General features: G+C 56.4%; 23 protein-coding genes. 21 read left to right on the forward strand and 2 right to left on the reverse strand.

The features are described from left to right. Positions 1-7 precede the first annotated feature (7 nt). The 21 genes from nusA to GXP52_03205 all read left to right on the forward strand — a co-directional run bounded on the left by nusA (position 8) and on the right by GXP52_03205 (position 22,128). On the forward strand, positions 8-1,276 hold the full coding sequence (gene nusA / locus GXP52_03105) for a transcription termination/antitermination protein NusA (GenBank protein NOY86275.1): 1,269 nt from the start codon (positions 8-10) through the stop codon (positions 1,274-1,276). Positions 1,277-1,279: 3 nt separating this feature from the next. Further along, a complete protein-coding gene (locus GXP52_03110; GenBank protein NOY86276.1) occupies positions 1,280-1,870 on the forward strand; it encodes a DUF448 domain-containing protein in 591 nt (196 codons plus the stop codon). A 31-nt stretch (positions 1,871-1,901) separates the two neighbouring features. Continuing rightward, positions 1,902-4,550, forward strand: coding sequence for a translation initiation factor IF-2 (gene infB, locus GXP52_03115; GenBank protein ID NOY86277.1), 2,649 nt, complete (start codon positions 1,902-1,904; stop codon positions 4,548-4,550). Positions 4,551-4,582: 32 nt separating this feature from the next. After that, on the forward strand, positions 4,583-4,864 hold the full coding sequence (locus tag GXP52_03120) for a DUF503 domain-containing protein (GenBank protein ID NOY86278.1): 282 nt from the start codon (positions 4,583-4,585) through the stop codon (positions 4,862-4,864). A gap of 112 nt (positions 4,865-4,976) precedes the next feature. Further along, a complete protein-coding gene (gene rbfA, locus GXP52_03125; protein ID NOY86279.1) occupies positions 4,977-5,294 on the forward strand; it encodes a 30S ribosome-binding factor RbfA in 318 nt (105 codons plus the stop codon). A 29-nt stretch (positions 5,295-5,323) separates the two neighbouring features. Continuing rightward, positions 5,324-6,247, forward strand: coding sequence for a tRNA pseudouridine(55) synthase TruB (gene truB / locus GXP52_03130; GenBank protein ID NOY86280.1), 924 nt, complete (start codon positions 5,324-5,326; stop codon positions 6,245-6,247). A 53-nt stretch (positions 6,248-6,300) separates the two neighbouring features. Further along, entirely contained in the window at positions 6,301-6,570 is a 270-nt protein-coding gene (gene rpsO / locus GXP52_03135) for a 30S ribosomal protein S15 (GenBank protein ID NOY86281.1), read from the forward strand. A 39-nt stretch (positions 6,571-6,609) separates the two neighbouring features. Beyond that, positions 6,610-8,730, forward strand: a complete 2,121-nt coding sequence (gene pnp / locus GXP52_03140; protein ID NOY86282.1) for a polyribonucleotide nucleotidyltransferase — start codon at positions 6,610-6,612, stop codon at positions 8,728-8,730. A gap of 10 nt (positions 8,731-8,740) precedes the next feature. Then, complete coding sequence (locus tag GXP52_03145; protein ID NOY86283.1) at positions 8,741-10,009, forward strand: insulinase family protein; 1,269 nt, start codon at positions 8,741-8,743, stop codon at positions 10,007-10,009. Between the two features lies 1 nt (position 10,010). Beyond that, positions 10,011-10,460, forward strand: coding sequence for a dUTP diphosphatase (dut, locus tag GXP52_03150; GenBank protein ID NOY86284.1), 450 nt, complete (start codon positions 10,011-10,013; stop codon positions 10,458-10,460). Beyond that, positions 10,460-11,233, forward strand: coding sequence for an MBL fold metallo-hydrolase (locus GXP52_03155; GenBank protein ID NOY86285.1), 774 nt, complete (start codon positions 10,460-10,462; stop codon positions 11,231-11,233). The genes dut and GXP52_03155 overlap by 1 nt, the downstream gene beginning before the upstream one ends. Before the next feature lie 165 nt (positions 11,234-11,398). Beyond that, positions 11,399-12,700 (forward strand): adenylosuccinate lyase, encoded by a 1,302-nt coding sequence (locus GXP52_03160; protein NOY86286.1) that lies wholly within the window; start codon positions 11,399-11,401, stop codon positions 12,698-12,700. Between the two features lies 1 nt (position 12,701). Further along, positions 12,702-15,680 carry a phosphoribosylformylglycinamidine synthase gene (locus GXP52_03165; protein NOY86287.1) on the forward strand — a complete coding sequence of 993 codons (2,979 nt, stop codon included), beginning with the start codon at positions 12,702-12,704 and terminating at the stop codon, positions 15,678-15,680. Beyond that, positions 15,680-16,495, forward strand: a complete 816-nt coding sequence (locus GXP52_03170) for a phosphoribosylformylglycinamidine synthase subunit PurQ (GenBank protein NOY86288.1) — start codon at positions 15,680-15,682, stop codon at positions 16,493-16,495. The genes GXP52_03165 and GXP52_03170 overlap by 1 nt, the downstream gene beginning before the upstream one ends. 12 nt (positions 16,496-16,507) lie before the next feature. After that, on the forward strand, positions 16,508-17,941 hold the full coding sequence (locus GXP52_03175) for an amidophosphoribosyltransferase (GenBank protein ID NOY86289.1): 1,434 nt from the start codon (positions 16,508-16,510) through the stop codon (positions 17,939-17,941). Then, positions 17,934-18,377 carry a hypothetical protein gene (locus GXP52_03180; protein ID NOY86290.1) on the forward strand — a complete coding sequence of 148 codons (444 nt, stop codon included), beginning with the start codon at positions 17,934-17,936 and terminating at the stop codon, positions 18,375-18,377. The genes GXP52_03175 and GXP52_03180 overlap by 8 nt, the downstream gene beginning before the upstream one ends. A 1-nt stretch (position 18,378) precedes the next feature. Then, entirely contained in the window at positions 18,379-19,023 is a 645-nt protein-coding gene (locus tag GXP52_03185) for a hypothetical protein (protein ID NOY86291.1), read from the forward strand. Between the two features lie 221 nt (positions 19,024-19,244). Next, positions 19,245-19,613 (forward strand): hypothetical protein, encoded by a 369-nt coding sequence (locus tag GXP52_03190; GenBank protein NOY86292.1) that lies wholly within the window; start codon positions 19,245-19,247, stop codon positions 19,611-19,613. Positions 19,614-20,083: 470 nt separating this feature from the next. After that, positions 20,084-20,536 carry a hypothetical protein gene (locus GXP52_03195; GenBank protein ID NOY86293.1) on the forward strand — a complete coding sequence of 151 codons (453 nt, stop codon included), beginning with the start codon at positions 20,084-20,086 and terminating at the stop codon, positions 20,534-20,536. A gap of 160 nt (positions 20,537-20,696) precedes the next feature. Beyond that, a complete protein-coding gene (locus tag GXP52_03200; protein ID NOY86294.1) occupies positions 20,697-21,542 on the forward strand; it encodes a carboxypeptidase regulatory-like domain-containing protein in 846 nt (281 codons plus the stop codon). Positions 21,543-21,630: 88 nt separating this feature from the next. Beyond that, positions 21,631-22,128, forward strand: coding sequence for a GGDEF domain-containing protein (locus GXP52_03205; GenBank protein ID NOY86295.1), 498 nt, complete (start codon positions 21,631-21,633; stop codon positions 22,126-22,128). Positions 22,129-22,133: 5 nt separating this feature from the next. Here the strand turns inward: GXP52_03205 and GXP52_03210 are convergent, their stop codons facing one another. After that, positions 22,134-22,688: a hypothetical protein gene (locus GXP52_03210; GenBank protein ID NOY86296.1), complete on the reverse strand. Its 555-nt coding sequence runs from the start codon at positions 22,686-22,688 to the stop codon at positions 22,134-22,136. A gap of 139 nt (positions 22,689-22,827) precedes the next feature. After that, on the reverse strand, positions 22,828-24,114 hold the full coding sequence (locus tag GXP52_03215) for a DEAD/DEAH box helicase (GenBank protein ID NOY86297.1): 1,287 nt from the start codon (positions 24,112-24,114) through the stop codon (positions 22,828-22,830). Positions 24,115-24,864 lie beyond the last annotated feature (750 nt).

Consider the following 24,864-nt stretch of genomic DNA (forward strand, 5'->3'; position numbering starts at 1 on the left):
ATGGAGAATGACCGTTAACCAGGAACTAATGATTATCTTTGCTCAGCTGGAGCGGGAAAAGGGAATCGACCAGGAATCCCTCGTCGAGGCCATCGAGGCGGCCCTCGTGACCGCTGCCAGAAAGGTATATGGATCGGGTACGGATATGTTTGCCCGAATGGATCGCCAGACGGGGAGGATTGAAATTTACCAGCGTAAGGAGGTGGCTCTCCAGGTCGGGGATCCTTCCATGGAGATATCCCTTCTTGATGCGAGACAGCTTGACCCCCATGTCATGCCGGGTGACGAGGTGGAGATAGAGATAGATGCCAACGAGTTCGGCCGTATTGCCGCGCAGACCGCCAAACAGGTCATTGTGCAGAAACTGCGGGAGGCTGAAAGGGAGATGATCTTCAAGAATTACTCGGGACGTGTCGGGGAGATTATCAACGGCATCGTCCACGGGTTTTCGAGGGGGGCGATCATCGTTGACCTTGGAAAAACCGAGGCGGAGATTCCCGCCAAGGAACAGGTTCCAAGGGAGCGATATAAGCAGGGCGACCGGATAAAGGCATACATCCTTGAGGTTAAGCAGGTCGCCAAAGGCCCTCAGGTTGTCCTGTCCAGGTCTTCCCTTAATTTTCTCCTGAAACTGTTCGATCTGGAGGTCCCGGAGGTTGCCGAGGGCATCGTCGAGATCCGAAGCGCGGCCAGGGAACCCGGCGCCCGTTCTAAAATCGCCGTTGTCAGCCACGATCCCAACGTTGATCCCGTTGGGGCCTGTGTCGGCGTCAAGGGGTCCAGGGTGCAGGCCGTGGTCAATGAACTGCGGGGCGAACGGATAGATATTATCCCGTGGGTCTCGGATCCCGCGCTCTTTGTCAGCAGTTCTCTCAGCCCTGCCCAGGTGACGAGAGTGATTATCAACGAGGCGGACAAGAGCATGGGAGTCATCGTCGCCGATGAGGAACTTTCCCTGGCCATTGGGAGGAATGGGCAGAACGTCCGTCTTGCAGCCCGCCTTACCAATTGGAACATTACCATCAAGAGCGAATCGCAGGCAGAGGCCGAGAAGTTGGAGAAAGAGCAGGGGAAAGAAGGCCCGGAGGATGAGAACCTTTTTTCCGGCATATCAGCCAAAATCGTGGATTCCCTCAAGGAATCCGGTTTCGGGGACGCGGAAGCCATACGCAACGCATCGGACAAAGATCTCCTGCGTATTCCCGGCCTCGGCCCCAAGACCTTGGAAAGGCTTCGGGAGAGGGCTGAAGGACCCGAAGGGGATCCCGGGAACTGAACAATGCCTCCTCGTTCCGAGCCTGTCAGGACATGTACCGGCTGTGGAAAAAGACATCCCAAGGGGGAGATGATACGCATTGTAGCGGACCCGGTCACCGGCAAGGTCCTGATCGACCTGAAGGGAAAGGTTCCCGCAAGGGGGGCTTACGTCTGCCCGGCCAGGGGGTGTGTTGAGGCTGCGTGCAAGGGACGGCTGGCAAGGGCGCTGAAAAGTGACCCGATTTCCGTTGGCGGCCCGGAGGAACTTTCCGGTTCCATCGCCTCGGTTTTGAAGGGAAGGATTCTGTTACTGCTGGGACTGGCGCAAAGGGGTGGAAGAGTTGTTTCAGGGACCAACCTCGTGGTCAGAGAAATCCGAAGAGGATGCAATACACGTTGGCTTGCCATCGTTGCCGAAGACGCCTCAGACGGTATTGCCGTGAAACTTGTGCGGCGTTTAATGGCCGGGGGAGTACCGGTCCATAAGGTCCTTGGCAGGGCTGAATTGGGCGCTGCGGTTGGAAAGGGTCTCCGTAGTGTTCTGCTTGTCAGGGACGCCGGGCTGGCGGCATCTATTGAAGTGGCGATCATCCGCTATCTTGCGGTGAGGTAATAGGTCAGGGTTGATAGGGAGGAAAAAAAGCATGAGTATGGTTCGGGTTGAAGATCTTGCCACCGAACTGGGATTGGATCCGGAAGATCTGTTCTCGCAGCTGAAGGCCATGGGTTTTGACGTGGTAAACGTCACAAGCAATGTTGATCTGAGCCTCGTAGAAATGGTCAAAGACATGCTTGTCGGTAAGCCCGTGGAGAGGGACACCGGTACGCGCAGGATCGTTTCAGTGCGAAAGGGTGCGAAGGAAGCCGAGGTGGAAGTCCGTCTGGAGGAGGCCTCGGCAGGGGAGGAAGGCCCGGCAGAGGAGGAAGCTGTTTTGTCCGGGGATGTTCCGGACGAAAAAGGTTCCCAGGGCAAGGAGGAGGAAATGCCTCCGGCTGATGAGGCGGGTGGATTGGCCGATGGCGTTACGGAGGCTGGTGAGACTCCGGAGGTCGAAGCGCCGACGAAGGAAAGTGAACCCTCCAGGACAGGATCGAATTCCCTCCCCATTACCGCGCTTGAGATTGAAAAAAATCTCGGTTCTGTTGGCTCGGCTATTCCCACCGCCAAGGTCGTTACTCATGCGGCACCGGAAGTGGAATCCAAGGTTGACACTCCGAGCGAATCGAAGGGTGAAAGGGATGCCCCGGCTAAAAAAATCAAAGTTGAACCGGAGGCAAATGAAAGACCGGGCAAACGCCCCGTAGCCAAAAAAGGCAGGAAACCCTCCAGAAAAGAGCTGCTAAAAGAGGTGGATGAACTTGAAATGACCGGGGACCTTCCCCTTGAGGAGGCCGAACAGGAGCCGACACTGAAAGTGGTTGAGATCAAACAGGCCGCCGGGGCGGCCAGGCAGGGGAGGAGGCGTGAGCCGCCCAAGAGAAGGCTCAGGGGGGCTAAAAAGAAGAAAAAGGACGTCGAGGCCACGGTGGAGACGTCAAAGGCACCATCAAAAATCATCCGGATAACACCAGGGCTCACAGTGGGGGGCCTGGCCGGAATTACCGGGACGAAAGCGTCGGAGATTATCAAGATCCTTCTTCAGTTGGGCATCATGGCGACCATCAACCAGACGATAGAACCTGAAACCGCATCCCTGGTGGCCAGTGAACTGGGATTTGAGGTTGAGATGCGAGGTGATACCCTGGAGAGTCTTCTTAAGGGTGAACAGGTTGTTCCTGAAAACATGGTTCCCCGACCGCCGGTTGTAACCGTCATGGGGCATGTGGATCATGGTAAAACGTCGCTTCTCGACGTTCTCAGGGAGACTGACGTCGTCTCAGGGGAGGCGGGAGGGATAACTCAGCATATCGGCGCCTACGTTGTCTCCCACACCAAGGGAAAGCTGGTTTTTCTGGACACTCCAGGGCATGAGGCCTTTACCGCAATGCGATCCAGGGGGGCACAGGTTACCGATCTGGTGGTGCTGGTGGTTGCGGCGGACGACGGTGTTAAACCACAGACTGTGGAGGCCATAAATCATGCCAAAGCAGCCGATGTCCCCATCGTAATTGCCATTAACAAGGTTGACAAACCTGATGCCGAGCCCGACCGGGTTCTGCGGGAGTTGTCCGAACATGGAGTCGTGGTCGAAGAGTGGGGTGGAGATGTCCTCTATACAAAGGTTTCGGCCAAGAGGAAAACCGGCATAGAGGATCTGCTGGATATGATCCTTCTTCAGACGGAGATGCTTGAGCTAAGGGCCGATCCGACCAGTGCGGCTCGCGGAACCGTTATCGAGTCAAGGCTGGATAAAGGGCGTGGTCCCATTGCCACGGTTCTGATCAAGACCGGTACCCTCAGGAGGGGGGATCTTGTTGTGGCCGGCCCTTATATCGGCCGCGTCCGTGTGTTGATGGATGATAAGGGGATGAAGGTTGAGGATGCCGGACCCGGGACTCCGGTGGAGGTTGTGGGACTTCCCAATGTTCCGCAGGCAGGGGAGGCGCTTATCGTTTTTGCCGACGAAATAAAGGCGAAGCGGGTAGCTCAGATGCGTCAGGATACGATCCAGGCCAACCGCGGCCTGCACAAGAAGGTCTCCCTAGAGGATATCTTCAACCAGATCCAGAATGGCGAAGTACAGGAACTCAACATTGTTCTGAAAGCGGACGTTCAGGGGTCGGTAGAGGCCATCAGGGAGGCGCTGGAGAAACAGTCCACGGAGGCGGTCCGCGTGCATATTATCCACGAGGGGGCAGGAGGGATCAACGAAGGTGACGTGGTGCTGGCCGCCGCTTCCAATGCCATTATTATCGGGTTCAACGTGCGGCCTGACAACAAGGCCCTGGATATTGCCCGCAAGGAAAATGTGGATGTCCGATTTTACCGGGTGATCTATGATGTGGTCAAGGAGATCAGGGATGCAATGAAGGGCCTGCTGGCACCTGTATATCGAGAGGATATACTTGGCCGCGCCGAGGTTCGCCAGACCTTCGTTGTACCTAAGATTGGTACCATCGCCGGAAGCTATGTGACCGATGGGGTTATCAAGCGAAATGCACTGGTCCGTGTCATCCGGGACGGGATCGTGATTAAAGAGGAGGCGGTAGATTCGCTGAAGCGCTTTAAGGACGACGCCCGTGAGGTTGCCGCCGGATTCGAGTGTGGAATCGGCATCAGTAATTTTAACGATCTTAAACCGGGAGATATCCTCGAGAACTTCCAACTGGTGGAGGAAGAGGCGACACTCTGACGGCCTGGGCGGTCCAGGATGGAAGGCATCGGGTGGCTGTCGGTATTCTGAGATTAACCCTGTACCTGCCGGAGAGCAGATCCCTTAAGGATAAGCGTCGTGTGCTGCGCAGCGTCAAGGACCGTCTGAGGGGGCAGTTTAATGTCTCCGTCGCTGAGGTTGATCACCTTGATCTCTGGCAGAAGGCCACCGTTGCGGTGGCGCTGGTTTCGAAAGATGCCCGACACGCCGACAGGTTGCTTCAGAAAGTTCTCGACCGTGTGGAATCGTACAGGCTTGCGGATATCATCGATGTGAAAACGGAAATCCTGTGACTGCCGTTTTCCCTGTTGTTCCGGACCTTATTTTTGGGTTCATCCGGCTAATGCGTACATCGATATCATGAGACGTTCCCAGAATTATAAAAGAGCAGACCGCGTAGGTGAATTGATCCGGCACGAGGTGGCGGACATCCTCCTTAAGGAGATCAAGGACCCCAGGATCGGGTCCGTCACCCTCACCAGAGTCAAGATTACGGATGATCTGCGGTCTGCACGGGTCTATTTTGGAGTCCTGGACAGGACCACTCATGTTGAGGAAATAGAAAAGGGGCTGGAGGCGGCCGGCAGCTACGTCCACCGTCTCCTGGTAAAGAGGCTTAGGCTCAAGACGGTGCCGCGCCTTAGCTTCCACTTTGATCGAAACCTGGATTACAGTTTCTATATCTCCGGAATCCTGAAGAATCTTGATGAGGGGGGCGACTAGCTGAAGCCTTTTTTAAAGGAAGGAGGACCATGAGAAACAGCCGCAGGGGTCCCCAGGGGATCCTGGTGGTGGACAAGGAAGTCGGTATTACATCGCATGACGTTGTCCAGCGGGTCCGAAGAATTTTCAGGATGCGCCAGGTCGGTCATTCCGGGACCCTTGATCCCATCGCTTCAGGTGTACTTGTGGTGCTTGTGGGGTCCGCGACACGTGTTGCCCAGTACCTCCAGGAGAATGACAAGGAGTACCATCTTACCCTTCTCCTGGGTATTGAGACCGACACCCAGGATGTCACGGGCCGGACCGTGTCCAGGATAGATCCTTCCCATGTAACGAGGGAGGCCCTGGAGGCCGCCGTAAACAGATACAGGGGGGGGTTTCTCCAGACGCCTCCCTCTTATTCGGCCATAAAGCACAATGGCCAGCCTCTCTACAAACTCGCCAGGAGAGGGGTTGCGGTCACGGTTGATCCAAGAAAGGTGACGGTATATCAGGTCAAAATCAGCGGATGGGAGCCGCCAAGAGCTTCTCTTGAAGTTGTATGCTCCAAGGGCACCTACATGAGAACCCTGTGCCACGATATCGGTAAAGACCTTGGTGTAGGGGGATGTATGGAGTCACTCGTACGGGTGCGGAGCGGGAATTTTACCCTTGAGGATGCCGTTAAACTGGATTCACTTCCCGGGGATGCCGCCGCACTCCGGCCACTTCTCCAGAGCCCCGCGTCAGGACTTCCCTTCGCACGCTACGAGCTGGAGGATGATATGCTCGCGCAGATTCTGATGGGAAGGACCGTCCTTTGGCCGGGCAGGGAAAAGGACGGCATGATATCGGTGGTTTCCGGCCGCCGTTTGGTGGCCCTGGGTGAGATCACCAGAAAAAACGAAAAAACGGTGTTAATACCGAAGCGGATTTTAGAACCCATCGAAAAAACTTCCCAAATAAAAAGATAAATGATACCTTTAAAAGTTGAAAATAAGAGGTCTAGGAAGGAGGAACAATCGTCATGCCGCTCAACAATGAAGTAAAGCGGGAAATCATTGAACTAAACAGGATGCACGGCAGCGACACCGGTTCATCGGAGGTGCAGATCGCCCTTCTTACCAAGAGAATCGAGGAGCTTACCGAGCATTTCAAAACCCACAAGAAGGACCACCATTCGCGGGTGGGTCTGCTCAAGCTTGTCGGTCAGCGTCGCCGGTTGCTTGACTACCTTAAAGCCAAGGACCTGGAGAGATACCAGGGTATCCTCAAGAAGCTGGGGCTCCGCAGATAATCACAGCCTGCTACATAAATCCTCACCGGGAGTAAATCAATGAAGCATCAGACTCAACTTGAGTGGGGCGGCAGGGCTCTGGTCCTTGAGACCGGCGCTGTTGCGCGTCAGGCCAGCGGGGCCGTGCTCGCTCGTTATGCCGATACCGTGGTTCTTGCGACGGCGGTGTCCATGCCCGAGCCCAGGGAAGGGGTAGACTTTCTCCCCCTGACCGTAAACTACCAGGAGAAGACCTCCGCGGCCGGCAAGATTCCAGGCGGTTTTTTCAAGAGGGAAGGACGGCCGACCGAGAAGGATGTCCTTACCAGCCGCATTATCGACCGTTCCGTAAGGCCCCTTTTCCCAAAGGGGTTCGCCCACGAAACCCAGATTATAATCACCATCCTTTCGGCGGACCGCGAGAATGATCCGGATGTTGTTTCCCTCATCGCCTCTTCGGCCGCATTGGCCGTTTCCGACATCCCCTTTAACGTTTTCGTCGGTGCTGTCAGGGTGGGGCTGATTGAAGGGCGGTATGTTCTCAACCCCACATTCGCCCAACTGGAAACAAGTAGAATGGACCTTTTTGTGGCGGGTACACGGGATGCCGTCACGATGGTGGAAGGGGAGGCGAAAGAGGTATCCGAGGAGGAGATGATCGAGGCGCTGGACTTCGCCCGCGGGGAAATCGACAAGGTCATTCAGATACAGGAGAAACTTGCTTCCATCGCGGGGAAGGAGAAATGGGATTATCGGCCGCCTCCTCGAAATGAGGAACTCGCCGCCACTATCAGGGAGTTCTGCGGCGTTGAGATGGCCGAGGCCCTTCGGATCTCCGACAAGAAGGAGAGGAAAGAGCGCTTCAAGGAGATACGCGAACAGGCGGTTGCGGAATACGGCGAAGGACCAGGCGGGGAATCCTGGGCCGGGGAGGTTGAGGGTCTTTTGCGGGAGATGGAAAAGGATCTCATGCGTGCCAGGGTGTTGGAGGATGATGTCCGCATCGATGGCCGGAATCACAGGGAGATCCGTCCCATTTCCTGTGAGGTTGGAATCCTTCCACGGACCCATGGATCGGCGCTTTTTACCCGGGGAGAAACCCAGGCCCTGGTGATGACCACACTTGGCACCCATGACGATGAGCAGATCGTTGATGCCCTGGAGGCGGATTACCGGCGCAGGTTCATGCTGCACTACAATTTTCCTCCTTTCAGCACGGGCGAGGCCCGTTTTCTGAGAGGGCCTGCCAGGAGGGAAATCGGCCATGGAAACCTGGCTGCCAGGAGTCTGAAGGGGGTCATTCCGGCAAAGGATGATTTCCCCTACACGATCCGTGTGGTGAGCGAGATTCTGGAGTCCAATGGTTCCTCCTCCATGGCCACCGTCTGCGGAGGGAGCCTGTCCCTGATGGACGCGGGTGTTCCCATTCGCAAGCAGGTTGCCGGGATCGCCATGGGCCTCATATACACCCCTGAAAAGGCGGTTGTCCTTTCGGACATTCTGGGCGCCGAGGATCATCTTGGGGACATGGATTTCAAAGTCACCGGTACCAGCGACGGGATAACAGCATTCCAGATGGATCTTAAAATTTCCGGGGTCAGCCGCGAACTGATGGGCCGCGCACTCAAACAGGCCGCGGAAGGCAGACTGTTTATCCTCGGTGAAATGAACAAGGTTCTTTCAGCCCCGCGGTCAGAGCTCTCCCCGCACGCCCCAAGACTTATCACCATCAGGATCAATCCCGACAAGATCAGGGATGTCATTGGCCCGGGCGGCAAGATCATTCGTGGCATTACCGAGGAGACGGGGGTCAAGATGGAGGTGTCGGACGACGGTACCATTGTTATCGCCTCTGTGGACGAGGATGCCGCCAATCGGGCCCGTGAGATAATCGAGGGTATCGTTGAAGAGGCCCAGATCGGGAAAATCTACCGTGGTACCGTCAAAAAGATCATGGATTTCGGGGCCTTCGTCGAGATAATCCCGGGAACCGACGGCCTGGTCCACATCTCGCAGCTTGCCGATCGGCGGGTCAACAAGGTCGAGGATGTGGTACACGTGGGGGACGTCATCAAGGTGAAGGTCCTTGATGTAGACAGGGAAGGCAAAATCCGTCTCAGCCTGAAGGAGGCAGAGAAGGAACTGGGGCAAAAGAACCCGGACGATACGTCTCGTTCCTGATCCTTTCTCCATGACCGCGCTGCCATCCGGCGTCATCACAGAGGTATTACCCAGCGGGATAAAGGTTCTCTTCGAGCCTCTGCGGGATTTTTCGTCGGTAAGCGTCGGGATCTGGGTCCTGACGGGTTCCCGTGATGAGCATCCGGCGAAGGCGGGAATCAGTCATTTTATCGAACATCTTGTCTTCAAAGGAACCCCATTGAGGACCGCAAAGGAAATCGCTCTTGGTATTGATTCCCTTGGCGGTTCCATCAACGCCTTTACCAGCAAGGAATATACATCCTTTTTCGCCCGGATCCTGGGTGAATCCCTCGGTGAGGCCATGGACATTCTGGGCGATATCACCCTCAACCCGCTGTTTCAGGAGATCGATCTGGAAAGGGAGAGGGATGTTATTATCCAGGAGATCTCCATGGTGGAGGACACCCCCGATGATTTTGTACACGATCTTCATGTCCAGGAGTTCTGGGGAGGGCATGAACTGGGCCGCCCGATCCTTGGAACCCGTCAGTCCCTCGAGAATATGGAAAGGGAGGATATTCAGGCTTTCCACCATGAGCGGTACCGCGCAGGGTCGATAATTCTTACTGCCGCCGGGGCGGTGGATCCCCATACCATGATGGAAGAAGCGAACCGGGTTTTCGGCAATATTTCATCGGGTAACTACCCCCTTCGCCGCTCGGCTCCGGTGCCGACGCCGCACCTTCGCGTCTGGAACCGTGACTCCGAACAGGTGCACTTCTGTGTCGGATTGGAGGGGATACCTGTGGACGATGAAAGACGATATTCCCTTTTTCTCCTGAACACCATCCTCGGCGGCGGGATGAGTTCACGTCTTTTCCAGAAAATCCGGGAGGAACGCGGGCTTGCCTACTCGGTCTACAGTTATCATTCCGCTTTTCAGGACACGGGGATGCTTTCCGTCTACTGTGGAACTTCAGCCCAAAACTTCATCACCGCGCTGGACCTGATCCGCGAGGAGATCCTTACCCTCGCGGAAAACCACGTTCCCAAGAGAGAGCTGGCCATTGCCAAAAGACAGGTTACGGGGAATATGCTCCTTGGCCTCGAGAGTACCGGGAACAGGATGACCCAGCTTGCCCGTAATGAGATCTACTTTCAAAGGCAGGTCACCCCGGCGGAGATTGAGGAAAGGATCCAATCGGTATCGCCCTCGGAGATCCTGGAGGTGGCCGAGTCCCTTCTAAAACCCGGGTGCAGGGCCCTGACGGTCATAGGCCCCGTCAGGGAGGAAACCCTTGAAGGTCACTGGGACTGAAATGGGGAAGCTTGATGTGATGTTCACCTTTCTTCCGCATGGGGAGGGATTGTCGGCGCCGTCCTATGCAACGGCGCTTTCCGCCGGTCTGGACCTCGTTGCGGCGATAACAGGGGAAACGGTTATCCAACCTGGCGGCCGGTGCCTGATTCCCACCGGGATCAGGTTGGCGATCCCCGAGGGCTACGAGGCCCAGGTCAGGCCGCGAAGCGGTTTGGCCCTGAAAAACGGTATTCTCCTTGCCAACTCTCCCGGGACCATAGATGCCGACTACAGGGGCGAGGTAAAGGTTATCCTTCTTAATCTGGGTGAGGAGCCGTTTGCGGTGACAAGGGGTATGAGGATTGCCCAGATGATTGTCGCCCCCGTTGCAAGGGTGAGTCTCGTCCCTGCCGGGGAACTTCCCGAAACCGGGCGCGGCAGCGGCGGCTTCGGCCATACGGGGAATTAATGGTCCGTATCGGGATCAGTGTCCTGGCCAGCGGCAGCAGGGGGAATTCCATCTATATGGAGGGGCCCGAAGGCGGGATCATAGTGGACGCGGGCCTCAGCGCCAGGGAAACCTTGAAGAGATTGGAGACGGTGGGAGCCGGGCCGGCGGGGATCAGGGCTATTCTCCTGACCCACGAGCACTCGGACCATGTCGGGGGGCTCAGACCCCTTGCAAGAAAGCTGAAAGTTCCAGTCTGCGCTACCCGCGACACCCTTGAGGCGGCCGGCCTTCCGAAAGACGTGGCTGTCGAGGAACTCTGTGCCGGAGTGAAATTCCAAAGGGCCGGTTTTGAGATTCTTCCCTTTTCCATACCCCACGATGCTATTGATCCGGTGGGATTTATTGTGGGTTTTGGTGGGTTGAAGATCGGTATAGCGACCGATCTGGGCTACGGCACCGCCCTGGTTAAGGAGCGCCTGAAATCGTGCGCCGCCGTGGTTCTCGAATCCAATCACGATGAACAGATGCTCATGGAGGGGCCCTATCCGTGGTATCTCAAACAGCGTGTGAGGGGACGCCAGGGCCACCTGTCCAACGACTCGTCTGCCGGAATGATCGCCGGCCTTGCCCATTCCGATCTGCAGTTGGTTGTTCTCGCTCACCTTTCCGAGATCAACAATGCGCCCGATCTTGCGTTTGGAACGGCCAGTGAAGCTATGATAGGATACGGTGCGGACCTTGAGGTCGCTTCAGCCCACGTTCCCACGAGGATGATATATCTGGATGAGTAGCTGCCCTGGAACGTTGAATCTGTTCCAGGGTTCAACGTTCAATGGGATAAAAAAGGTTTAACGTTCAACGTGGAAAAGTAGACACAAGACCCAAGACACCATATTCTGGATTTTGAACCTTGAACGTGGAACTTTGAACCATTTTAAACCGCCGGGAGGGGAACGATGATACCGCGCTACACACGCCCCGAAATGGCCGCCATCTGGGAACCCGAGAACCGTTTCAATATCTGGCTCGATGTTGAGGTCGCGGCCTGCGAGGCGTGGAACAGCCTGGGAAGAATCCCGGATGACGCACTTGCCGAGATCAAAGCCAAAGCAGCTTTCGATATTGGTCGGATCGATGAGATCGAGGTTGAGGTAAAGCACGATGTAATCGCCTTTCTGACCTCGGTGGCCGAAAAGGTAGGACCTTCCTCACGCTTCATACATCTCGGCATGACCAGTTCCGATGTGCTCGATACCTCCCTGGCCGTCCAGATGGTCCAGGCAGCTGACCTGATCCTGAAGGGGCTCGAAGATGCGAGGGAGGCTGTCCGTGAAAGAGCGTTGGAACACAGAGACACGGTGATGATGGGGCGGTCCCACGGGATGCACGCCGAACCTGTCACCTTCGGTTTGAAGATGGCCCTGTGGTACGAGGAGTTGGGAAGAGGAGTAAGCCGGGTCGAGCGTGCCAGGGAGACAGTGGCCGTCGGCAAGCTTTCCGGAGCTGTAGGTACCTTCGCGAACATCCCTCCCGATGTTGAGAAGCATGTGTGCGCCAAGCTCGGCCTCAGGCCGGCCAAGGTGGCCACCCAGGTGATCCAGCGGGATCGGCATGCCGAATATATGAGCGCCCTGGCTCTCCTGGCGTCATCCATTGAGAGGTTTGTCGTCGAGATCCGCCATCTTCAGCGCACCGAGGTGGGCGAGGTTGAGGAACCGTTTTCCAAGGGGCAGAAGGGATCATCGGCCATGCCCCACAAAAAGAACCCGATACTCTCCGAAAACCTCACCGGCCTGTCCAGGCTCATCAGGGGTTACAGCCTGTCGGCCATGGAGAACATTCCTCTCTGGCATGAAAGGGATATCAGCCACTCCTCAGCCGAACGGGTTATCTTCCCGGATGCCACCACCCTTGTTGATTTTATGCTCTATCGTTTCACCGGGCTCATCAGGGGGCTGGTTGTCCACCCCGACAGGATGAAGAAGAACATGGAACTTTCCGGCGGCGCGACCTATTCTCAGAGATTTCTTCTGATCCTGGTGGATTCCGGCATGACCAGGGAGGATGCCTACCGGATCGTGCAGAAGAATGCCCTGAAATCGGTGTCAACGGGGGAGCCTTTCGCCGATCTTGTTCTGGACGACCCGGAGGTCAGGAAACGGTTGCGCCCGGAGGAGATCCGGGAGGCTTTCGCGCCGGAAAGCCACCTGAGGTACGTAGGTGCCATCTTCGACAGAGTATTCGGCGGGGAGAACTGAGATGGCGGTACGTATCGAGGTCGGTTACAGGGAAGGGATCCGGGACCCAAAGGGGGAACGGACCGCCAGAGAGGCGAGGGATTTGGCCGGTCTCCCGGTCAAGTCCGTGAGTACCGTCATGGTCTATACCTTGGACATGGACCTTTCCCCTGAAACCCTTCAAAAGGTGGCCTCCGAACCGTTTTCCGATCCGATTATCCAGGAATATTCCATTGCATCCCCCTTGAGGACCGACTTCGATGTTCTCATCGAGGTTGGATATAAACCTGGTGTTACCGACAATGTGGGAAGGTCCGCCGGGGAAACCGTCTCCCAGATTCTCGGCAGGCCCCTGGAGGGCGATGAGGCGGTCTACACCTCGGTTCAATATCTCGTTGAGGGCGGCCTCTCCGAGGATGAGGCCGTGAGATTGGCCTCCGGGGTGCTGGGCAACGGGCTGATCCAGCGGTGGCGTATCGTATTCCCCCGCCAGTTCGATATCGAAAAGGGTCTTGGACCGGACATTCCCAGGGTAAGCATCTCCGGCGGCGGAAATGTGGCCGAGATCGATCTTGACCGGGGCGACGAAGAACTTATGAGGATCAGCAGGGATGGGCTTCTTGCCCTGTCGCTTCCGGAGATGAGGGTTATCCGCGGCTATTTTCTCCGTGAGGACGTTCGCGATGTAAGGCGGAAAAAGGGCCTTGGAGAGCGGGTCACCGATGTGGAGATGGAGGCGCTTGCGCAGACCTGGTCCGAGCACTGCAAACACAAGATCTTCAACGCCAGGATAAATTACACGGGACCGGACGGTGAGGTCCTGACCGTCGATTCCCTCTTTAAAAGCTATATCGTGCGGGCTACCGAGGAGGTCAGGGCCAGGATGGGGGATGGGGATATTTGCCTGTCCGTCTTCAAGGACAATGCCGGCGTGATCCGCTTTAACGATAAATACAATCTGGTCTTCAAGGTGGAAACCCATAATTCCCCATCCGCCCTGGACCCCTACGGCGGAGCGCTTACCGGCATTGTCGGCGTCAACAGGGACCCCTTCGGGACCGGGTTGGGATCGAACCTGCTGTTTAATACCGACGTGTTCTGTTTCGCCACACCCTTTTACTCTGATCCCCTGCCCCCGCGCATCCTGCACCCGAGAAGGATCTACGATGGGGTCGTGGAGGGTGTCGAACACGGCGGGAACAAAAGCGGGATTCCCACCGTCAACGGGGCGGTGGTGTTCGACGACAGGTTTCTTGGAAAACCTCTGGTGTACTGCGGTACAGGAGGGATAATGCCCCGCGAGATCAACGGCAGGCCCTCCCATGAGAAGGGGGCGCTGGTCGGCGACCGTGTGGTTATGGTGGGCGGTCGCATCGGCAAGGACGGCATTCACGGCGCCACATTCTCCTCGGAGGAGCTGCACGAGGGATCCCCGGTGTCGGCTGTTCAGATCGGAGACCCCATAACACAGAAAAGAATGACGGACTTTCTCCTGAGAGCCCGGGACGAGGGACTTTACAACAGCATCACCGATAATGGTGCGGGAGGCCTATCCTCATCGGTGGGGGAAATGGCCGAGGACACCGATGGTGTTGTCCTGCATCTTGATCGGGCGCCCCTGAAGTACGCCGGCCTCGACCCATGGGAGATACTCATATCCGAGGCTCAAGAGAGGATGACCGTGGCTGTGCCTCCGGACAAGGTCGCTCGGTTTTTCGATCTGTCCGAGAGGATGGGTGTTGAGTCTTCGGATCTTGGAGAGTTCACGGACACGGGCTATCTGCATCTTCTTTTCGAGGGCAGGACTGTGGGGTACCTTGAGATGGAGTTTCTCCACCGCGGGAATCCCCAGATGACCCTGGAGGCGGTCTGGGACCCTCCCGCCGTATCCGAGCCATCCTGTGACCGGCCGACCGACCCGGGTGAAATTCTCCTCTCCCTCATGTCGCGACTGAACATCTGTTCCAAGGAATCCATAGTCCGCCGGTACGACCATGAGGTCCAGGGAGGGTCGGTAGTCAAGCCTTTCACCGGAGCTAAGGACGATGGGCCATCGGACGCTGCTGTAATCCGGCCGATCCTGGACTCGTTCGAGGGGGTAGTTGTTTCCAACGGGATCATTCCCCGCTACAGCGATATCGACACCTACCACATGGCTGCCTGCGCGGTGGATGAGGCTGTACGGAACTATGTTGCCGTGGGTGGGGACCCCTCTTTCTCGGCGGCGCTTGACAACTTCTGCTGGTGTGATCCCGTTCGGTCCGACAAGACGCCGGACGGCGCCTACAAACTGGCCCAGCTCGTGAGGGCCAATCAGGGGTTGTTTGACGCGGTGACCGCCTATGGGATACCACTCATCTCCGGCAAGGACAGCATGAAAAACGACTACATCATGGGGGATATCAAGATCTCAATCCCTCCGACCCTTCTCATTTCAATTATCGGCCGCATGGATGATGTTCGCCGTGCCGTGACAATGGATCTGAAGGAAGAGGGCAACCACCTGTATCTTCTCGGGGAGACCCTTGATGAGTGCGGAGGTTCGGAATACTACGCGCATCTCGGGTACCTGGGCGCCAACGTCCCGCGGGTCCGGTTTGACGATGCATGGAGTCGGTACGTCCATTTTCACCGGGCACTGATGTCGGGTCTCGTTCGTTCCTGCCACGATTGTTCCGACGGCGGGCTTGGCGCAGCCCTTGCGGAAATGGCCCTCGCCGGACGGGTCGGCCTCAGGGTTGATCTCGACCTTTTGACGGACGGGGGCGGGCTCCCCGTCGACAAGGCCCTGTTCTCGGAATCGGCAAGCAGGCTGCTGGTGGAGGTCCATCCGGACAGGGCCCATGAGTTCGAGATGGCGATGGAAAATACCGCTTGTGCAAAGATAGGCGAATGTACCGGCGACCGAAGGCTCCTGATAAGGGACCATGGGAAGGTCGTTGTCAGCCTTGGTATTGAAGAGATAGGAGATGCCTGGCAGTCTCCCCTTGGAGGACTGTGATGAGGGCGCGGCCCAGGGCCATCGTTATTACCGGCAACGGGACGAACTGTGAAAGGGAGGCGGCGGCGGCCTGCAGTTTGGGGGGATTCGATGCCCGTATTGTACATATTTCGGACCTTCTGTCGGGGGAAGTCACCCTCAAGGAATTTCATTTCCTGAACCTGACGGGAGGATTTCTTGATGGTGATGACCTCGGATCCGCCAAGGTCCAGGTAAACCGTCTTCGCTACGCAAAGGTCGCGAGAGGGGAAAACAGGATTTCCGACCAGATCAACCGTTTCATTGAGAGGAATCGTCCCATTCTAGGGGTCTGCAACGGTTTTCAGCTCATGGTGAAAATGGGGCTGCTGCCGGAGCCGGGCGGCGGAACCGGGCAGGTGGCAACTTTGACCTCCAACGACTCGGGCCGCTTCGAGGACCGCTGGGTCAACCTTGTAGTGGATGGAAAATCACCGTGCATCTTCACCCGGGGGATCCGAAGTTTGACCCTTCCGGTCCGGCATGGAGAGGGAAAATTCGTTGTCGGTGCCCTCACTGTGCTGGAAAGAATGGAGGGCGAACATTTACTGACGGTAAAGTACGCCGATGCATCGGGACGACCAACCCAGGCCTACCCTGAAAACCCCAACGGGTCCATGGGGGCCGTAGCCGGATTTTGCTCCCCATCAGGAATTCTCTTCGGGCTGATGCCCCATCCCGAGGCATATCTGCACCGTGTGAACCATCCGCGGTGGACACGTGAGAAACTGCCTGAGGAGGGCGCCGGAGTTGCATTTTTCCGGAACGCATTCCAATATGTCGCACAGGCCCTGTGAGGAATAAATCAGATGTTACCTTATAACGACAAGTTCCAGGATGAGTGCGGTGTTTTCGGGGTGTGGGGGCACACAGAGGCGGCCAATCTGACCTATCTCGGGCTTTACGCCCTTCAGCATCGAGGTCAGGAGTGCGCCGGTATCGCCAGCACCGATGGGATGAAAATCTTCCGGCACGGGGAAATGGGCCTGGTGAACGACATATTCACGCCCCCCGTGCTGGAAAAATTGCCTGGTGATGTGGCCATCGGCCATAATCGATACTCCACCAGCGGCGAGAGCCTCCCCGAGAACATCCAGCCCATAGCGGTTACCTATTCCCGTGGAGGGATTGCCGTGGTCCATAACGGGAACCTTGTCAACGCCCCTCAGCTGAAAAGGGATCTGGAGGAAAACGGGGCGATCTTCCAGTCATCCTCCGACACGGAGGTCCTGATCCATCTTGTCGCGCGATCCAAAGCAGCCCATGTAATGGACCGGGTGATCGAGGCTCTCTATCAGATCAGGGGTGCCTACTCCCTTCTTTTCCTGACTGAAAAACGGATCATGGCGATCAGGGATCCCCGAGGGTTTCGACCCCTCTGCCTTGGGAGGTTGGGGGATGCCTATGTTTTTAGTTCGGAGTCCTGTGCCCTGGATCTCATCGAAGCCGAGTTCATTCGTGATATTGAACCCGGCGAACTGGTGACTGTTGACGACAGCGGCATCAACTCCTTTTTTCCTTTCCCGAAGATGAAAGCGGCCCCGTGTATTTTCGAGTATATCTACTTTGCCCGTCCCGACAGTACGCTGGATGGGAAAAACGTCTACCTCGTGAGGAAAAAACTCGGACGCCTCCTGGCCAAGGAAGCCCCGGTCAAGGCCGACGTGGTCATACCGGTGCCGGACTCGGGAGTTCCGGCGGCGGTCGGTTTTTCCAAGGGCATGGGTATCCCCATCGAGATGGGCCTTATACGCAACCATTACATCGGAAGGACCTTCATCGAACCGACCCAGTCTATCCGTCATTTCGGGGTCAAGCTCAAGTTGAATACCTGCAGGGAAGCGGTCATGGGCAAAAGAGTCGTACTTATCGATGACTCCATCGTCAGGGGAACGACCAGCCGTAAAATTGTCAAGATGGTGAGGGACGCCGGTGCGGCGGAGGTCCATGTCCGGATCAGCTCACCTCCCACAGTCAGTCCATGCTATTACGGTGTTGACACCCCCACCCACAGTGAACTCATCGCCTCGAGCCACACTGTGGAGGAGATCCGGAAATACATAACAGCCGACTCCCTCGGCTACCTGAGTATGGAGGGGATGCTGGAGGCTGTCGGGTGGGATGGACCCATGGACAAGGCATCTTTCTGCCGCGCCTGTTTCTCGGGTGATTATCCCGTTTCATTTACCCGTGAGGACACATCCCAGATGTCCCTTTGGGCGCCGAAAATAAGCAATGTCTGAGATTCCGGTCTATCTGGCGCTCATTGAAAGCGCATCCCTAAAGGGGGTGGAGAGGCGCCGTAGATATCTGTTCGAACATGGGCCCCATGAACTGGGTTGGAGCTACGCCAACATCCTCGACGTGGGAGGGAGGCTATTGCGCCAGATTGCCGGAAGGGGGTTTTTTCGTCTCTTTCTATACGTACCCCGGGGCGACAGCGGATCGGTATCATTCAGGACAAGGATCACCGGTCTTACGACCTACAGAAAACCGGTGATCTTCAACGATCCCGTGGAGAGGAAACGATACCTGGTCCATTCCAGGATGATGATCAGCGCCATCGAACCCCTCGAAAGGCCGATGTCCATAGATTCTTTCAGAAGCGCTGACAGGAGGAAGCCCGACGCCCGGCACCTGAAACTTGGCTTTCTCTTCGTTGTTGACCCGGAGCCCTGATTTGGATCCGGTACCTATCTCAGTGCTCCTGGTGGGTGTATTCCTCCTGGCCTTCGGTCTTTCCGTTTACAGGTATTTTTTTCACATACTCGGGGCCGTGGCGGGCATCGCCGCCGGCCTTGCCTCCAGGGATACCCTTCTGACCCTGACCGGCCTGTCAGAGCATCCAATGGTTGCCACTGTACTGATCTTTTCGATATTCATTCTCATCGGGATGTTTCTAGCCACCCGCTTCCGGAAAATTCTTGCCTTTCTGGCAGGGCTCGGCGCCGGCGCCGTACTTTATCGTGCGGCCCTTTCGCTGTGGTCCGGATCCCCCCCGGGCCCATCGGTGTTTCATGTGCAGAGTTTCGGGCCGATGGAACTTCTTGCGGGTCTGACCGCCGCCGTTCTTTTTGTCCTTTTTGAGACCGTATTTGCACTGATCCTCACCTCGGCGGTGGGCGCCGCTTTATGTACTCTGGCATTGGGAGGAAGGTGGACGTTTGCGGCCTTAATGCTGATCGGGGTGATTGCCCAGCCCCTTGTCTCGCGCCGCATCATCCCTTTGCCGCCGGGAAGGGGGGGGAATGGAGGCAACAGGACCAGGACCACGACCGTCATGACTCTTCTCCTGCTGGTTCTGGCTCTTCCGGGGATTTTATAGCCGGATATCCGGTCAGCAAATACAGACAGGCGGGGGAAAAGGCCCTCAAGGCACTGGAAGAGATGCCCGACAGATGATAGGATTTGTTTGACGTTTGACGTTTGACGTTTGACGTTGAACGTTGAACGTTGAACATTGAACGTTGAACCTGGAACGTTGAACCTGGAACGTTGAACTGGTCTATCCCTCTGGACTCTGGACTATTGTTTTAAGGTAGAGATATGGCCAAACGCCGCAGGCAGATAAAAAAACAGCGAAAGGTTTCTGAGAGGATCAACACTGATCCCCGAGCAGCTGACGAGGTTGCTGAAGATGTCGATGAACAGGTCCCGGATGAGGAACTGATCCGGCCGCAGGAGGAGAGGCGAGGGGAAAGGGCAGTTGACTCCGAGGCTCAGATAAGCCGTGGTGATCCCGGCGGCCACGTTCGGGATGACGGCGCGTACTCCATCTCCGGCGGATGGTTTGCCGCGAACAAGGAGAACATCCTCTTCGGGTTTCTCCTGCTGTACGTTCTCCTTCTTGGGCTTGGTACCGCGGGCGAGCTCTTCGAAGTCGAGTGGATCCTCCACCTGCCCATCTTCAAGTAAGGGCTCATCCGGCTAATGCATACCTTTATTCTTTTGCTGTCATTGCGAGGAGCATCGAGGGGACGAGAGTGACGCGGCAATCCCGGGCGACTTGTCGCGGCGAAGTTCGAAGAACGAAGACGGAAGCTGAAAGGATCATCACGGTGCCCTCCGGTCGCTACGGGATCGCTTCGCATGGGTTACAGCTCGCGATGACAGATGGGACAGGTACGGTTCGCGATGACCAGCGAAGTCATTGCGAGGAGCATCGAGTAAGACGAGAGTGACGCGGCAATCTCATGCGGAGCCGAAAAAGTCGTTGCGGCGCCCTCCGGCCGCTATGGGATCGCTTCGCATAAGTCTCAGCTCGCGATGACAAATGGTGGGGTATGGTCCACATTCAGGTACCCATTTCCAGGATGAACCATATTTTGATATCTTCAAGTTGACTCACGATATTCCTTGCGATATTCTCAATTTAGGGGGAAGGAATGGGCGTGAGGATTTTGAGGCATTGTCCTATCTGGATATTTACAGCGATAATAGCTATCGCTGCGTCCTCTTTCCCCTCCGCCTCCTTGGGTGATGTCGCCTACATTATCAGAAGCCCTGCCGGTCAGCGGGACGTGGAGATCACATTCTCCTACGATCCCCAGGCCGAACTTGACGTTCTCGGGAAGGTCGGAGGCGATGGCCGCGTCCTTCTCTGGCAGATTCAGTGCACGAAAAAATACTTCTTCTTTAGACCCTTCAATTTCACCCAGGACGATCATGTGTCCCGCCCGGTTTTATGTCTTGTCAAGAAATACCTGTGTGACGACGGCTCCCCGGAAAAAGGATACGTATATCAGGGTTACCTTTATCTGGACAGGGATTACGATCTGACAAAGCCCATGGTGGTCACTTTGGCAGATAAGGCTGTTGAAGCAACGTTCATCCAATGAACTTCTCCGGGCCTGAGCCCGCTGTGTCTTAATTTAGTAGCGCAAGGGCCGCTCGCCCATTGTCCGACTTGCCATGCATGTGAACTCACCAAATGACCGGTTCGGTTCTTCGACAACCTCCGGGGAAGATCGGTTCTGGAGACTGAAAAAAGGGGGAAATATGGGCAAATGGACGAGGGCCTTCCACCTCATCCTGATGGCGGTGTTCGTTATGGGCTCGATACTGGCTGCCCCCGATGTTGGAATTTGTGCCCCAAAAAAGGATAAGGTACAGAAGTCCGGTGCATGGGGCAGGGTTCTTCTGGATAAAACGGGAGAACCGGTCCAGAATGCCTACATCTACGCCTACTCCGGGGTTCCCAGGATCAGGTCGGCGGAGATGGGAATCATCGGAATCACGGACTGGGTCAGCCACGGTTCCGCGGCCGATGGAAGCTACAGGCTGGACCTGCCCCCGGGTGAATACTATCTTGTCGCTCGTAAACGGGCCTCTGGAGCCAACTACGGCCCGCTGTCAACGGGGGACCTGTACGATCACTCCAAGGCCAACCTGTCTACCCGGATCAGGAAAGGACATTACACGGAGTGCAACTTTGTCCTGGTTAAGCTTACCGAACCCCTGTTCTTCCAGGGGCTCACCCAGAAGGAGAGGGAAACCACTACAGGCATCAAGGGGCGCCTTCTTGACGAGAACGGGGAACATGTACCGGGGACATTCGTCATGGCCTATAAGAACGATGACATGTATCGCCTTCCCGATTTCGCGTCGACCCTGACGGACGACAACGGCGACTATACGCTCTATCTACCGGCCGGGGGACGCTACTGGCTGGCCGCCAGATTTTTCGCCATGAAAATCCCTGTAAAGGGAGAGCCGTTCGCCCGATACGAGGGTTCCGACAATCATTCGGTGGTTGTCAAGGATGGCACCTTCATCGAGGGCATTGATATGACCCTTCGTCCTTACGACGGGTCTCCACCCAAGGGATACCAACCCGTGCAGTGACTATTTATGATAGGGTCGTAAAAAGTCCATTAATGGCTTTTTGCGAAGTCATCATTTTGACATAGGCGTTCCGCATTCGGGGGTGGAGATGGATCATGATCCTGTAACAGGCTTTCTCGTGTACGCCGGGTTTCGCAGTTCCCTGGCCCGGGAACTCTCAAGGGCCAGGAGGGAGCATCGGTCTCTGACCTTGGGCCTCGTCTCGGTGGGAGGATGGGAAGCGTACCTTTCCGAAAAAGGACCCGCTGCGGCCGATAAGGTCATCCGTCAAATCGCGGCATTTTTTGAGGATGGATGCCGTGATTTCGACACAACGGGGAGATACAGCCCATCAATATTCTCCATCATCTTTCCTGGGTTGAGTGTGGACCATGGCGTCGGGGTCGTATCCCGAATCCTGGGGGGGGTATTAAAGAAGACCGCATCGGTGAAAGGCGCCGAGTCCCTGGTATTAAGAGCCGCAGTTGCCGGTTATCCCCACGACGCTTCTACTACCGAGAGGCTCATGGAGATAGCCGAGGCTTCCCTTTTCAAGACTGTCGATGCAAAATCGGGGGATGTCGCCAGGTGGACCGAAGAAACGTAGTATCCCTATCGTGTCGGAATCCTTTTAGTCCTGCCGTCCAGTACCCGTGCCAGTCTGACGGGGTCCTTGATAAACGGCATATTCCCGGAGGAAAGACGGGCAAGGGGTCGTTCAAGGTTGGGGTCCACAAAGATCATGTGGGCCGAAAGATAGGATGGCGGTTCCCGGTATTGCTGTTTTCCCTTGGTGATAATACCCGTGAAAATTCCCTGGAGGATGGATTCGCCGGTACTATGGTATTCCCCGTCCCCATATGCCAGGACCAGCAGATCGGCGCCCAGGGCGGACGCCACGGTTTTAGCGGACTTCATGGATCTTCCCGAACTGTGGTCGGGTGGTGAGTCGGCAGGTGCGATTCCCTCCGCCAGTGCCAGTTCCATGAAGGCCTCCGAAAGTCCCCGGTCCTTTCCCAGACGCTCCTCGACGTCCAGGGGCGCGAGAACCTTGTAGCCCCGGTAAACCATAACGCCGGATAATGCCTGCTGAACGACAGCCCCCAGTTCGTTGGACAGATCCGTGTCGGGGGAGGTGAAGGGTGGAACTCCGGTTTTTATTACCATCCGAACCGGAAGGACGGCGACGACGGGGTAAAGCCCGGCATTCCACAGGGGAGGGCGTTGCGAGGGGATTACGGCACAACCGGCCGCCAGGACCGCGGCAAGGATGACAATCGCGCCAAATGCGGAAAAACCTTTCCGGTCAGCGCCCAGACCGACTCCTCCTCCGGTTAGTAGAACTGCGTTTCCCGGGTGAGTTTCTCCCCGCGGACTTCCCCTTTTTACGTCCTTCCTCCCTTATCATTTTCCGGATGGTAAATCCGGGGGTCTTATCCACCCCGTAATCCCCCTCATAGGGAACCTGGTAGGGAAGTGGATGGGCAAGCAGCTTTTCGATGTCGGGGAGTGACCAGCAGTACCTGTCGCAGGCGAGGGTGTATGCTTTTCCCTTCTTCCCCGCCCTTGCCGTTCGGCCGATCCGATGGACATAATCCTCGGGGTCCTGGGGGACATCGTAGTTGATGATGTGCGTCACATCGTCGATGTGCAGGCCCCGTGAGGCCACGTCGGAGGCCACCAGGAGGGGAACCTTTCCTTCCTTGAAACGCTCCAGAACCCGGTTCCGCACCGGCTGCCTCATGTCGCCGGTTAGAAGCCCCACCTTCCCGTAACCGTTTTCCTCCAGTTTTTTTGCCAGCCATGCTGCGGTGACCTTCATGTTGGTGAAGATGAGCCCTTTGGGGATCTCCTCTTTGGCAAGAAGCCCAAGAAGCAGACGGAACTTAAGGTCCTGATCCACGTGGTAGACTGTTTGCTCTATTCCCTTGGCCGTGATCCTTTCGGGTTGTATGGCTATGTTTACCGGGTGGTTCATGTGGCCGCTGACGATCTTCCGGGTGCTCCCGTCCAGGGTTGCCGAAAAGAGCATGGATTGGCGGGACGTAACGGGAGGCAGGCGTCGCAGGATATGCTTGAGTTCATCCCAGAAGCCAAGATCCAGGAGGCGGTCGGCCTCATCGATTACCAGGTAGCGGACCCCGCCCAGGTCCAGAATTTTCCGACGGACGAAATCGAGGAGCCGCCCGGGGGTGCCGACAACGAGGTCAAGCCCGGAGCGCAGCTTCTTTTCCTGCCGGGCAAAGCCCTCGCCCCCGTATACCGCGGCCATGCGAAGGCCGGTATGGGAACCCAGAAGAACCCCCTCTTTGTAGATCTGAAGGGCCAGTTCACGGGTAGGGGCCAGTATGAGGGCCTGTGGACGGGGGTCGTTGGTTCGGATGCCGCCCCGGAGAATCTCTGAAAAGAGGCTGATGAGGAATGCCGCGGTCTTTCCTGTGCCTGTCTGAGCCTGGGCACAGAGATCCTTCCCGCTGAGGGCGATGGGCATGGCCCTGCGCTGAATGGGGCTCATCTCGGTAAATCCGGCGTCGGTGATCCCCTTTAGAACAGTCTGCGGAAGGTTCAGGGAGTTAAAACTGGTGTCTGGCAAAGTAACTAAATAGCCTCCTTTTCCTGCTGATCTTTTCGATGTCGACAACCTCGTAAAAAGTCTCTTCGAGACATTTTACGAGGCGGGGGATAGCTTCCGGATGCACGTTCCGCGCACATCCCGCTTGATGGACTTTCTGCAGGCCCATCGGTGTTCAAGTCCAGGTGCTGGATAAAAGAAACTTAGCATTAAAAAATTCCGGCGTCGAGGCGTGTTTTTCTCCCGCCGTCGCTCTGCCACCTTCCGGTGGGTTCAACGTTCAACGGGATAAAGAACGTTCAAGGTTCAATGTTCAATGTTCAACGGGCGCGGGGGTGCAGTCAGGACATGGGTAACACGGGGAAAAACAGTCCAGAGTCCAGAGTCCAGAGAGAAAAGGGGACACAAAGGCTGATTTAACAGGGATGGAGGGGATGAAGAAGGTAAGGCAAGTATTTCCAGCCGATTTCAGAGAAATCCTTCTTCTTGCCCCCTCTTATCCGGACAACCCTTGTGCTACAAACCCGGACAGTTTACGTGTTACTTACACCTGTTCCAAGTACACTTGCCATCCCCCCTCCCCTTGCAGTAATATGGTGCTGTTTCTCTGGGGGGACCTTCTTGCCGACGGCATCCTGACATTCCTTTTTCATACGACGACAGAATCATTCCAATACCGATTTTTCATTAGTGCTCAATTATTTATTGTTAACCAGCGCGATAGCACCTCAAGTTCTCCCGCCGTCGCCAAGGCTATAGCGTGGCAGGCAG

Source organism: Deltaproteobacteria bacterium (assembly GCA_013151915.1).
Lineage (GTDB): Bacteria > BMS3Abin14 > BMS3Abin14 > BMS3Abin14 > BMS3Abin14 > BMS3ABIN14.

Excerpts from the sequence above, each read along its gene's own strand:
- GXP52_03180 (NOY86290.1), top strand. The coding sequence starts at position 17,934 with ATGTCTGAGATTCCGGTCTATCTGGCGCTCATTGAAAGCGCATCCCTA.
- GXP52_03210 (NOY86296.1), bottom strand. The coding sequence starts at position 22,688 with ATGGTAATAAAAACCGGAGTTCCACCCTTCACCTCCCCCGACACGGAT.
- nusA (NOY86275.1), top strand. The coding sequence starts at position 8 with ATGACCGTTAACCAGGAACTAATGATTATCTTTGCTCAGCTGGAGCGG.
- GXP52_03165 (NOY86287.1), top strand. The coding sequence starts at position 12,702 with ATGGCGGTACGTATCGAGGTCGGTTACAGGGAAGGGATCCGGGACCCA.
- GXP52_03155 (NOY86285.1), top strand. The coding sequence starts at position 10,460 with ATGGTCCGTATCGGGATCAGTGTCCTGGCCAGCGGCAGCAGGGGGAAT.
- GXP52_03110 (NOY86276.1), top strand. The coding sequence starts at position 1,280 with ATGCCTCCTCGTTCCGAGCCTGTCAGGACATGTACCGGCTGTGGAAAA.
- rpsO (NOY86281.1), top strand. The coding sequence starts at position 6,301 with ATGCCGCTCAACAATGAAGTAAAGCGGGAAATCATTGAACTAAACAGG.
- GXP52_03195 (NOY86293.1), top strand. The coding sequence starts at position 20,084 with ATGGGCGTGAGGATTTTGAGGCATTGTCCTATCTGGATATTTACAGCG.
- GXP52_03160 (NOY86286.1), top strand. The coding sequence starts at position 11,399 with ATGATACCGCGCTACACACGCCCCGAAATGGCCGCCATCTGGGAACCC.
- GXP52_03175 (NOY86289.1), top strand. The coding sequence starts at position 16,508 with ATGTTACCTTATAACGACAAGTTCCAGGATGAGTGCGGTGTTTTCGGG.
- truB (NOY86280.1), top strand. The coding sequence starts at position 5,324 with ATGAGAAACAGCCGCAGGGGTCCCCAGGGGATCCTGGTGGTGGACAAG.
- GXP52_03205 (NOY86295.1), top strand. The coding sequence starts at position 21,631 with ATGGATCATGATCCTGTAACAGGCTTTCTCGTGTACGCCGGGTTTCGC.
- GXP52_03190 (NOY86292.1), top strand. The coding sequence starts at position 19,245 with ATGGCCAAACGCCGCAGGCAGATAAAAAAACAGCGAAAGGTTTCTGAG.
- pnp (NOY86282.1), top strand. The coding sequence starts at position 6,610 with ATGAAGCATCAGACTCAACTTGAGTGGGGCGGCAGGGCTCTGGTCCTT.
- dut (NOY86284.1), top strand. The coding sequence starts at position 10,011 with ATGGGGAAGCTTGATGTGATGTTCACCTTTCTTCCGCATGGGGAGGGA.
- infB (NOY86277.1), top strand. The coding sequence starts at position 1,902 with ATGAGTATGGTTCGGGTTGAAGATCTTGCCACCGAACTGGGATTGGAT.
- GXP52_03200 (NOY86294.1), top strand. The coding sequence starts at position 20,697 with ATGGGCAAATGGACGAGGGCCTTCCACCTCATCCTGATGGCGGTGTTC.
- GXP52_03170 (NOY86288.1), top strand. The coding sequence starts at position 15,680 with ATGAGGGCGCGGCCCAGGGCCATCGTTATTACCGGCAACGGGACGAAC.
- GXP52_03145 (NOY86283.1), top strand. The coding sequence starts at position 8,741 with ATGACCGCGCTGCCATCCGGCGTCATCACAGAGGTATTACCCAGCGGG.